Source organism: Flavobacterium notoginsengisoli, from assembly GCF_042686225.1.
Lineage (GTDB): Bacteria > Bacteroidota > Bacteroidia > Flavobacteriales > Flavobacteriaceae > Flavobacterium > Flavobacterium notoginsengisoli.
Window position 1 is genome coordinate 1,212,077 of record NZ_JBHUOT010000001.1, and the last position, 11,109, is coordinate 1,223,185.

Annotated in this window: 10 protein-coding genes; 5 read left to right on the forward strand and 5 right to left on the reverse strand. The window is 33.6% G+C overall.

All coding sequences use genetic code 11. The features are described from left to right. Positions 1-45: 45 nt before the first annotated feature. From ACFS3A_RS05130 to ACFS3A_RS05140, 3 genes are all read right to left on the reverse strand, one after another. Positions 46-453, reverse strand: a complete 408-nt coding sequence (locus ACFS3A_RS05130) for a DUF1634 domain-containing protein (protein WP_379824333.1) — start codon at positions 451-453, stop codon at positions 46-48. Continuing rightward, entirely contained in the window at positions 440-1,276 is an 837-nt protein-coding gene (locus ACFS3A_RS05135; RefSeq protein ID WP_379824335.1) for a sulfite exporter TauE/SafE family protein, read from the reverse strand. Before ACFS3A_RS05135 ends, ACFS3A_RS05130 begins: the two co-directional genes overlap by 14 nt. A 256-nt stretch (positions 1,277-1,532) precedes the next feature. Beyond that, positions 1,533-2,525, reverse strand: coding sequence for a helix-turn-helix domain-containing protein (locus ACFS3A_RS05140; RefSeq protein ID WP_379824337.1), 993 nt, complete (start codon positions 2,523-2,525; stop codon positions 1,533-1,535). Positions 2,526-2,661: 136 nt separating this feature from the next. Here ACFS3A_RS05140 and ACFS3A_RS05145 point away from each other — a divergent pair, with 136 nt between their 5' ends. Beyond that, positions 2,662-5,022, forward strand: a complete 2,361-nt coding sequence (locus tag ACFS3A_RS05145) for a TonB-dependent receptor plug domain-containing protein (RefSeq protein ID WP_379824339.1) — start codon at positions 2,662-2,664, stop codon at positions 5,020-5,022. A 25-nt stretch (positions 5,023-5,047) separates the two neighbouring features. Continuing rightward, positions 5,048-6,313, forward strand: coding sequence for a hypothetical protein (locus ACFS3A_RS05150; protein ID WP_379824340.1), 1,266 nt, complete (start codon positions 5,048-5,050; stop codon positions 6,311-6,313). A 72-nt stretch (positions 6,314-6,385) separates the two neighbouring features. Here the strand turns inward: ACFS3A_RS05150 and ACFS3A_RS05155 are convergent, their stop codons facing one another. Together ACFS3A_RS05155 and ACFS3A_RS05160 are read right to left on the reverse strand one after the other, a co-directional pair. Further along, positions 6,386-6,820, reverse strand: coding sequence for a DoxX family membrane protein (locus tag ACFS3A_RS05155; protein WP_379824342.1), 435 nt, complete (start codon positions 6,818-6,820; stop codon positions 6,386-6,388). A gap of 164 nt (positions 6,821-6,984) precedes the next feature. Then, positions 6,985-7,548, reverse strand: coding sequence for a GNAT family N-acetyltransferase (locus tag ACFS3A_RS05160; protein ID WP_379824343.1), 564 nt, complete (start codon positions 7,546-7,548; stop codon positions 6,985-6,987). Between the two features lie 356 nt (positions 7,549-7,904). Here ACFS3A_RS05160 and ACFS3A_RS05165 point away from each other — a divergent pair, with 356 nt between their 5' ends. The 3 genes from ACFS3A_RS05165 (at position 7,905) to ACFS3A_RS05175 (ending at position 10,769) form a co-directional block, all read left to right on the forward strand. Beyond that, positions 7,905-8,918 carry a zinc-binding alcohol dehydrogenase family protein gene (locus tag ACFS3A_RS05165; protein WP_379824344.1) on the forward strand — a complete coding sequence of 338 codons (1,014 nt, stop codon included), beginning with the start codon at positions 7,905-7,907 and terminating at the stop codon, positions 8,916-8,918. A gap of 402 nt (positions 8,919-9,320) precedes the next feature. After that, positions 9,321-9,707 carry a DoxX family protein gene (locus ACFS3A_RS05170; RefSeq protein ID WP_379824345.1) on the forward strand — a complete coding sequence of 129 codons (387 nt, stop codon included), beginning with the start codon at positions 9,321-9,323 and terminating at the stop codon, positions 9,705-9,707. A 324-nt stretch (positions 9,708-10,031) separates the two neighbouring features. Beyond that, complete coding sequence (locus tag ACFS3A_RS05175) at positions 10,032-10,769, forward strand: CPBP family glutamic-type intramembrane protease (protein ID WP_379824346.1); 738 nt, start codon at positions 10,032-10,034, stop codon at positions 10,767-10,769. Positions 10,770-11,109 lie beyond the last annotated feature (340 nt).

Consider the following 11,109-nt stretch of genomic DNA (forward strand, 5'->3'; position numbering starts at 1 on the left):
CAATATCAATGTCAGTATCAATGTAAATTTAAAATCTACAATTTTCTAATGAGAAAAACCGAATGAGATACTGATGATGATAATGACAATTACAATTAAAGTAATCCCAACATATAAATAATCTTTCTCCAGTAAAAATGAAAAAAGTGATAATAGAACTCTTAATACCGGAGTTAAAAACAGTAAAATAATCCCCGTAAAGATTAAAGATGAGCCGTCTCCGCTAATGGCTCCATTGTAAACTGCAGCGATTACTTCAAATATATTTCGGTCATTTTCTTTAAAAACAGAATAATCTTCAATCTGGCTTCCGTGGTTCATTAAATAAACGATTCCACCAATAAAAGCGACTGATAACGAAATCCAGACACCATAACGAAGTAAGTTTCCGATGATGGTCTGAAAGTCTTTTTCTCCAAATTTTTCTTCTTGTACCATATTAGATTTTTCCATTTAGTCCGTTATAAATCATGTTTACTGCCAAAACAAAAATCAGGCAGGCAAAAAAGATTCTCAATTTCTTCGGATTTGTTCGTACTAATATTTTAGCACCGGCCATAGCTCCAAACAAAACCCCAATTACAACCGGCATACAAATTCCAGGTTCGATATATCCTTTTTGAATATAAATTACAGAACTTGCCATTGCGGTAACACCCATCATAAAATTACTGGTTGTTGTAGAAACTTTAAACGGAACTCTCATAATATTATCCATCGCAATTACTTTAAAAGCACCGGAACCTATTCCAAGTAAACCAGACATCATTCCGGCAACTCCCATCATACTGAAACCGCCAATCACGTTTTTGGTTCCGTATCTCACGACTTGACCGTCGTGTGTTGGATAAGTTCCCTCTAATTTTAGTTTTTTAGCCAATGGACTGGATTCTAAAACAATATGTTCTTCTTTTTTACGAAGGGAATTAATTGCAGAGAAAATTAAGGTTAGTCCAAATAAAACTGCAATAAAAGAAGTAGGAGCAATGGTAGAAAGTAATGCCCCGCAAACGGCACCAATCGTAGTGGCGATTTCGAGAAAAATCCCCATTCTCATATTAGTAATTCCTTCTTTTACATAAGCGGCAGCAGAGCCTGAAGATGTTGCGATTACCGAAACCAAAGCGGCTCCAATAGCATAATGAATATCGACTCCAAGAATAATAGTAAGAAGGGGAATGATTATAATTCCACCTCCCAAGCCTGATAATGAACCGATAAAGCCTGCGAGAAAGGCGCCCAGAATCATAATCAGCGTAAAGGTAAGTATTGTCATTTAAGATATGTTTTTGTATTTGCTAATTTACGAATACAAATTTGTTCATGACCTTAAATATGCCTTAAAAATGCTTATGTTTTTTTAACCGCAAAGGGCGCAAAGATTTTTTTATGCGAGGTTATAAAAAATACGCAAAGTTCGCAAAGCTGTATATTGACAAAGCTTTGCGAACTTTGCGTTTGTATTCGCAATTTTGAGTAAAAATTTTTGCGTGCTTTGCGGTTAAATTTTCGTTCCAATACAAAATTAAGCACTAAATTCTAAGTCTTAATTTAGTAGGCGGATAACCAAAAATCCTTTTAAAAGCAATACTAAAATTAGAAACATTCTGATAACCCGAAAGATGACTTATTTCCTGAATAGAAAGCGAAGTATCAGTAAGATAATGTCTGGCTTTGTTCATTCTGATTTCCTGTAAATAACCAAAAACAGTATCACCAAAAATAGTTTTAAAACCTTCTTTCAGCTTAGTCTGATTTACACCAACTTTTCGTGCCAGTTCCACAATAGTAAAAGGATTATCAATGTTTTCGCGAATTAGCTGCGCGGCAAATTTTATTTTCTCAACATCATTTCCTGCTAAGTTTCGAGATTGTTTTTCGATGTCTAAATTATGATGACTTAGAGCAATAAGTTCATAAATTTTAGATTCCATATAGATTTTTCTGGTCAGACCGCGGTAAAAACAATTTTTGATGTCTTCTATAACGCTGAATATTTTAGCACTTATTTTGATTTCATTTTTGGCTAAAGCATTACTATTGTTTTTCTGAATATTATTGAGAAAACTATCCATTACGTTAGACTCTCCTTCATATTTGGTAAGGACATTTAAAGGAAGATGAATGTCAAAAGTATTGTAGATAATATCTTTTTTAAAGTCAATTTTCGCATGGTTATCCTCGGCAGAAAGAAAAGTAATATTACCTGACATTGGAGAAGCATAACCTTTTGAAGAACCAGGATTTATATACCCAATTTTTTGATTCGTAAGATTAAAATGCATTTCTAATAATGAAGAATCTCCGTGACCGGAAATAGCCACATCATCATGTAATTGATAGTTTCCCTGAAGAATCGATAATTCCTCAGTAATAGTATGCTCATGAAATAAAATATTGCCTTTTGGAGTAGCAAATTTTATGTCTTTTTCATGCTGAATTACTGTTTCAGGTACCTGCAGCTCTGGTTTATGATCAGTTTCCAGAAAATCCACAAAGTCATTTGAATCAATTTTAAATGCCATCCTTTATACTTCTAAATTCATAATTAAAACTTCCACTTTCATAAATGCATCCATTGGTAATCAAATACTTTTGCAGTGCAAATATAATTTATAATAAGTTTAAATAAAAACAGCTTTGACATTTAAATTACACCTTATGTTTATGTTTCTGGTTGGCTTTTTCTCTGCAAATGCCTGCCCGGTCTATATTCATATTGAAGATAATCTCGGAAATCCTGCTTCGGGTTTAACCATTTTGGTTAATAATAAATCAATGGGAATCAGCAATAGTTCAGGAATTCTGGAGCTTTCGCTTAACGATGGAAATTATACTATTGAAATTGTAAAAAACGATAGTATAAAATCCAGAAAAACTGTTTCTGTTATTTGTGGTCAGGACAATCATTTTACATTTCAATTAGATTCTTCCAATAGTGATTCGGCTAATTTAAAAGAAGTTACCATACAGAACAAAAGCGTAAAAAAACAGATTGAAGAATCTCCTTTTTCGGTTCAGGTTATCGATTTTAAAAAACAATATGATAAAGCAGGCGATGTCGGCGATTTTTTAAACAGAGCTTCGGGTGTAAAAATAAGAACTAACGGTAATATCGGATCTCAGGTGCAGATTAATCTGGGCGGACTTCAGGGAAAAGCGGTTCGTATTTTTAAAGACGGAATTCCAATTGAATTGTTCGGACACGGTTTCAGCCTTGGAACAATTCCCGTAAATATGCTGGATCGTGTTGAAATTTACAAAGGGGTTATGCCGGTTTATCTGGCTTCAGACGCTTTGGGAGGAGGAGTTAATCTTGTTACCAGAACTTCTAATAAAGACTTTGCCGAAGTATCGTATGAAATTGCTTCTTTCAATACACATAGAGCAACAGCTAATCTTTATCTTCAGAATAAAAACAATTTCTACGGAGGTTTTAATGGTTCTTTTAATTATTCTGACAATAATTATAAAGTAAATGTTCCGATTCAAAATGCTACCAATGAAGAATTTAGAAATGTAAAACGTTTTCATGATATGACCAGATCCAATTATGGAGAAGCATTCGTGGGATTAAAAGAAAAATCATGGGCAGATGATCTTCGTCTGACTTTAATTTATTCTGATTTCTATAAACAGATTCAAAACGATGCAGGAATGGTTAGCGTTTATGGACAGGCTTTCTCAAAAGAACAGAATTATACAGGAATGATCAATTACCGAAAGAAATTCTTTGATGATAAGCTTAAAGTAAATTTTTTAACAAACTACAGTCATTTTAATACCAAATTTATTGATACTACAACTGTTCGTTACAATTGGTTGGGTGAAATTATTGCTGAGAACATGCAGCCTGGAGAGATTAGAACAGGAAATAATCAGCGCATGAAATACAATTTTGTTTCTTCGAGATTGAACTTAGAGTATGAACTTTCTGATCGTAATTTTTTAGAATTCAGTCAATTGTATTACTCGCAACGAAGAAAAGGAAGCGATCCTCTTGGAGCTGTTTCTGTAATCGAAGGAGTTGATGTTTTGACCGTTCCTGCAACTTATCGAAAAGATAATATGGCATTCGCCTGGCGTTCTTTATGGCTTGATAAGAAATTAGAAAGCATCGTAGCAGCTAAATATTACCATTATTATACAGATGGATATACAACTGATAATTATGGTTTTGCATGGAAGTCTTCAAAAGATGACAGTCAGTTTGGGTATTTAGGAGGATTAAAATGGGAAGAGAATAATTATTTACTAAAGTTTTCATATGAATATGCGACACGCCTTCCTGATGAATATGAAATTTTTGGAGACGCCAGATTGGTTAAAGAAAATTTAGATCTTAATCCTGAAAAAAGCCATAACCTTAATTTAAACGGTCAGTATTCTATAATTAAGGAAAATAGTAGTTTAACCTTTTCTGCCAATTTATTCTATAGAAAAGTACAGGATATTATTTTTCTGGAACTTGATATTCCGTTCAACAGATACATCAATTATGAGAATTCAGACATAAAAGGTTTTGAGTTTGAAATTAATTATGCTCCGGCAAAATGGCTGAATACAGGATTTAATGCAACGTATCAGGACATTCGAAGAGTTGGAATTAAAGAGGCTGCTTTTAAATATTTAAATAATTCCAGAGTACCGAATATTCCGTTTTTGTTTGGAAACTTTTGGGCGAATACTTTCTTCGGAAACTTATTCGAAAAAGGCGACAGCTTAAACTTTACTTGGAATGCCAATTACACGCACAGATTCTTTTTGGTTGATATTCCGAAGAATCAGGAACCGCCTTTATTTGGTTCCGTAAAAGATTTCCAGACTTCATTAATTATTCCGAGAGACGGAAGAATAGGACAGTTTTCTAACGATGTGGGAGTTTATTATCATTTTGCCGATAAAAAAACAACCGTTTCTGTCGAATGTAGAAATATTGGAGATGTCCGATTGTACGACAATTTTAACGTGCAGCGACCAGGAAGATCTTTCCATCTTAAACTAGTTTATAATTTTTTTTAAATAAAACCAATAAATCAGATCAACTATGAAAAGAAGCAACTCACTTCGTTCAGTACTGGCAGGAATCGCTGCTTGTATGCTTTTATTTTCTTGCAGCAGCAATGACGATAATAATACTCCCGACAACGGAAACACAGACGATACTTTGCCAAAAAATGAAACTTGGATTATATACAATGGTGCTGCTAACTGGAGCGGTGGTGTTTATGCCTTAAAAGATAATAAATCAAGAGAAATCAACCTTTCCGGATTACCGTTTTTACAAGTAACTTCTTCTTTAGGTGGAAGAGTATTTGGAAAAAGTCTTTTTAAAGTAAATGACGTTTCAAATGCAAAACAAGGAATCAACAAAATGGGGCTTGATGCAACTGGTAAAGTAGTAGATCAGGGATTTTTACCTTCTCTTTCTAATGCTTACGAAACAAATTATTTAGTGGCAAGTGCAACTGAAGGTTACTATTGGGATAAAGTAAGAGGCGGATTGAAATTACAGACTTTTAACCCTACTACTATGGAAAGAACAGGAGAAATTGATTTTTCTTCACTTTCAGAAGGACAGCCTTTAGAGTCTATTGGGCAGTTGATTATCGCTAAAAGAGAAAATAAATTATACTTAGATTTATTATTAGGAAATAAAGCTGCAGGAAACTGGCAGGTAACTCCAGTGGTTAAAGAAGTAGCTATTGCTGTTTATGACCTGACTACAAAGAAAATTGAAAACGTAACTAAAATGGGAACTACAACTAATTTAGGTGTTTTTATTGATCACGTTTTATGGAGTTTAGATGAAGTTACAGGAGATTTATATTTTGCTTCAGTTGGTGATATGAAAACACAACCAAGTGACTATTCTTCAAAAATTCTTAGAATTAAAAAAGGAGAAGTTAATTTTGACACAACATTTTCAATTGATATGAAAACGTATCAGTTCCCAGCAGAATTCAACAGACTTTTTGCTTACAACAACAAAATTTACACAACAATTCCATCAAGAGCAGTTTCTTACTACGGAGGCGGTCAGCACGGAGTCAAATATAGAGATGATGTTTGGTTCTGGAATGAGATCGACGCAACGACTAAAAAAGCAACTCGTTTGAACATGCAGCCTGATAATTTCTATACAACACAAAATCCATTTTTCCACAATGGAGAAATCTATTTCTTATCAAACAGTACTTCAGATGGTTTCTCAGGAGTTAATCAATACAACCCTGTTACAAAAGTGGTTAAAGAAACTTTCCGTCTAAAAGAAAGCGGAAGAATCCAGGGATTTGATATTATCAAAGACTAATTTTTAGTAGTTAGTATTAAGGGTTAAGAGTTAGAAGTTGATCATCAACGTTTAACTCTTAACCCATAACTTTTATATCCTATTATCAACAGCAAAAGCTGTTTTACCAATATTAGCTAATAAAAGCGCTGCAGCAACACTTGTCCAAACTGAATAATCAAAAGGTGCTTTTACAGAAACTGAAACGGCCATTGCAAATCCGAAAAAGAACAATAAAAAAGCAGTTCCTAAAGCTGCAATTCTAGTTTTAAATCCAAACAACAATAACAGACTAAGTACAATTTCAAGCACAGTTGCTATGGCTCCTAAAATTTCAGCTGTGCTTTTGTTTGCATAAGGGTTTAAGGTATTGGTGTAAACCACAAAGTTTTCCCAGTTTCCCCAAGCCACTCCGTTTGAGCCAGGCGCTCCCCAGATTCCAAATCGATCAGCTACGGCTGAAAGCATTGTGATCGCTAAAACTATTCTTAAAATTAAACCTGCTTCTAATATGGTTATGTTTTTCATTCTGATTAATACTTTTTATTTCATTGTCATTCAGACCGATTTCCTTTAAAAAAATTAAAGAAAAATCAGTTGGTTATTTGTAATAACGACATAATCATCGTCAAATTGTTTAAAATAGCCGATAAAATGCATAAACAGCAATTGAAAACTTTAAAGAAGGTAATTTATAATTCAGGACTTATTTGAAGATGTTCCAGTTTTTTGCCAACCAAAGTTTTTTCGCCCACAATTTTAAATCCGAGTTTCAGATAAAGATTTTTCGCCAACGGATTATCTTCTTCCACCAATAAACCTAAAGCTTGTTTGTTTTGATGGACATATTCATTAATTAGAAAAACAAGCAATTTAGAACCAATTCCTTTTCCCTGATGATTTGGATTTACCCCTAATGAATCAATGTAAAATTCTCCCGCTCGTGTTTCAAATTCAGGATCAAATTTAGGATTGTAATGTGCTCTAACGTATTCTACAATCGGATTACGCAAAACTTCAATATCAGATCCATTGTAAATATTGACTGTGCCGATGATTTCGTTGTTTTCCTCGGCTACAAAACAATTCTGATAGGAATATTGGTTGTTTTCTTTTTCGATGAAATATTCCAGAAAGTCTTTCGCGGAAGCGTAATCTTTTTTAGTTAGAAATTTATAAATAATATCTTCCATTGCTAATAATAATATAGGTGCAATATATTTGGAATCTGATTTGTTGGCTTTTCTGATATTCATTTTAAGAAATTTAGATGTAACAAATTTAAAGTTTTATTTAAACACATAGAAGCTTAGCCTTCATCATTGCTGTTTTACTCTCAATCTTGTCATCCTGACGAAGGAAGGATCTTCGTAAGTAGCTCCATATAGTGAATCGCCAATCTTTGTAGAGTTTCTAGTGTGATCCTTCGTACCTCAGGATGACAAACTGTACGGGTTAATTGTGCGCGAAACAAAAAAACTTAGTTTCTCAGCAACTTAGTGCCTCAGCATCTTTGAAAAAAATATACAAATTTTGCCCCAACTTATACCAACATTAACATCCAGACAGCAACTATCTTTGTTACTATATTTTAAACTAAAAATTTAAAACAATGAAAGCAATAGGATTTAAAACCTCGTTATCTATAGAAGAAAAAGACAGTTTCATTGAATTTGAAATTGCGAAACCAATACCCGGAGCACACGATTTATTAGTAAAAATCGATGCCATTTCAGTAAATCCGGTCGATTTTAAAATTCGCCAGAGTGCAGCGAAAGATACTGTTTTGGAAATACCAAAAATTATCGGCTGGGATGCTGTCGGGATTGTACAGGCAGTTGGCGAAAAAGTAACTTTATTTGAAGTTGGCGATTTGGTATATTATGCCGGAGATATTACCAAACAAGGAAGCAACGCCGAATATCAGATTATTGATGAACGAATTGTAGGCAGAAAACCAAAAACGTTAAGTATTGAGGAATCGGCTGTAATTCCGTTAACCGCTTTAACGGCTTGGGAAATTTTGTTTGACCGAATCAGAATTGATGCTGACAAAGACAAAGGAAAATCAATTCTGATTATTGGAGGCGCTGGTGGAGTGGGTTCGATTGCGATTCAATTGGCGAAGAAAATTGCAGGATTAAATGTTATTGCAACTGCATCACGTCCTGAAACTATTGATTGGTGCAAACAACAAGGAGCCGATTTTGTGGTAGATCATAAAGATTTAGTAGCATCGGTAAGAGAAGCAGGCTTTGAAAACGTTGATTTTATTCTGGATTTTGTAGACACCAATGCTTATTGGGATACCATGGTTGAATTAATTAAACCTCAGGGACATATCGCTTCGATTACAGGAAGTGCAGAACCTGTAGTTTTGAATAAATTGAAAAGTAAAAGTGTTTCTTTTTCCTGGGAATTGATGTACACCCGCTCTATGCATCAAACAGAAGACATGGTAGAACAGCATAATATTCTCAATATTGTTGCTGATTTGCTGGACGATGGTATATTGAAAACAACTCTAAAAGAAACCTACAACGGACTTACAGCCGAAAATCTAAAGAAAGCACATCAGCTTTTGGAATCAGGAAAAACGATTGGAAAAATTGCTATTAAATTCTAAAAGGTTTTCTGCTTATTGAAAAATATCTTTGGATATAATTTTGAACAAATAGAAACATAGATTTAACCTTAAAACAACTACTCTCAATCTTGTCATTCCGAACGAGGAATCACACTAGTAACTCTACAAAGATTGGCGATTATCTGTGCGGAGTCTCTTGTGCGATTCCTCGTTCCGGAATGACAAACTGGGTGAACTATGTGTTAGAAACTAGTTTCTTTCTCTATACTTTTCGAAATATAAAAATCTATATTTCTATGTGTTTTAAATATTTTTTTACATTCAACTAATTATTTAGAATAATTTTAAATAGTATTGTTTGAATCACAACAATTTTTGTATTTTAGCCGAATTACAAGCCTAATTTGTATTTCATTTTTTAAAACCCAAAACAAAATTGTTATGATTTCAAAAAACACAGACCTTGGATTATTACTAATAAGAATCAGCGTTGGAGGTTTAATGCTTTTCCACGGAATTTCAAAAGTACTTCACGGAATTTCTTTCCTTGTAGACAATATGGGCGCATTTGGATATGCTGTTTATATTGGTGAAGTTTTAGCGCCATTAGCTATTTTAGTAGGTTTCCGCACCAGAATTGCAGCGGTTCTTCTTGCTGTTACATGTATTGTTGCTATTGCTGTGGCACACGCTCAGGATATTTTCTCGATTAGCGAACACGGAGGATATGCTAATGAACTCTTGATGCTTTATCTTTTAGGTTCGATTGGATTATTCTTTACAGGAGCAGGAAAATATGCTGTTTCTAAAAATAATAAATGGGACTAGTTTAATTCATTTTACAAATAACAAAAGCTCTAAATTTCGATTTAGAGCATTTTTGTTTCAAGCGTGAAAAATTTGTATTATAAAGATTTATACACAAAATTGAGAATCTTTGCGGACGTTAAAATAAAATGAGTAACTAAACATTGTGTTCTTTGCGAAAATCCTTTGCTCCCGATAGCTATCGGGATTGCGTTACAAAAAAGTAACTTCTATCGGATAAAATCACATTTTCACCGAGCAGATGTTATGTTCTACCGATCACAATTTTAATTAATATACTCTAGATATACTTTTGATTCAAATTAAAACCTTAAAATCAAAAATATGTCACCATTATCACCGTTTATCTGGATCTTAGTTATTTCGCCACTTCTACTATTGGCCTATTTTAAAACAGAGAAATCAAACCTTAAATATGTAGCTTTTTTTATTCTTTATTTTCTGGCGGATATATTTTTACAACAATATGGAAAAGTAGTTTTTCCACTTGATTTTATTGGTTTGAAGTTCAATTGGTCAGGAAAAATCCTGAGCTTAATTTTAGGTTTGATTGTTATTTTTTCAGTTTCCAAAGAAGAGAGAATTAAAATCGGATTTACCTCGAAAGCCAACTCAAAAACACAATTAAAGTTTGGATTGCTGTTTTTTCTGGGATTCACTTTATTTGATTTCGTTTTTAAAATGATCTTATTTCCAAAAGGCGGAACATTCGATTTAGAAACTTTTCTTTTTCAGGCGACAATGCCGGGCTTAACAGAAGAAATTGCTTTTAGAGGGATTTCTTTATGGCTTTTGAATAAAGCTTTTGCCCCAAAATGGAAGTATCGCGGAATAGAATTTGGCTGGTCGTTTGTTATTATAACCGTTTTATTTGGAGTAGGGCACGGAATGGTTTTAGATCAGGATTTGCATTTAAAGTTTGATATTATAACTATAGTATATTTAACACTGATTTCGTCTTTAAGCGTAGGTGTTTTAAGATGCTTTTCAGGGAATCTGATTTATTCTGTTTTGGGGCACAACACGATTAATTTGATCAATGCTATTATTAGAATTTTATAGTTTTTGGTGTGGATTATTTTTAAACACATAGAAACATAGTCATTTGTTTTTCTAAAAAAGAATAGAGAAAGAAACTAGTTTCTCACACATAGTCCTCACGGTTTGTCATCCTTGACGAAGGAAGGATCTCCGCAAGAAACTCTACAAAGATTGGCGACTCTCAGTGCGGAATTTCTAGTGTGATTGCTTCGCCAGTTCGCTATCGCTTGTGCCCTCGTTCCTCCTTTAGATTTGTTTTTTGAAATTTTAAGTAGATTTATGATTGAGAAAGGAAGCAAAAGTAAACTATTCGGTCCTCCGAGCTTATGACTCATATTTCGATTAAGACTTTAGCTTCCCT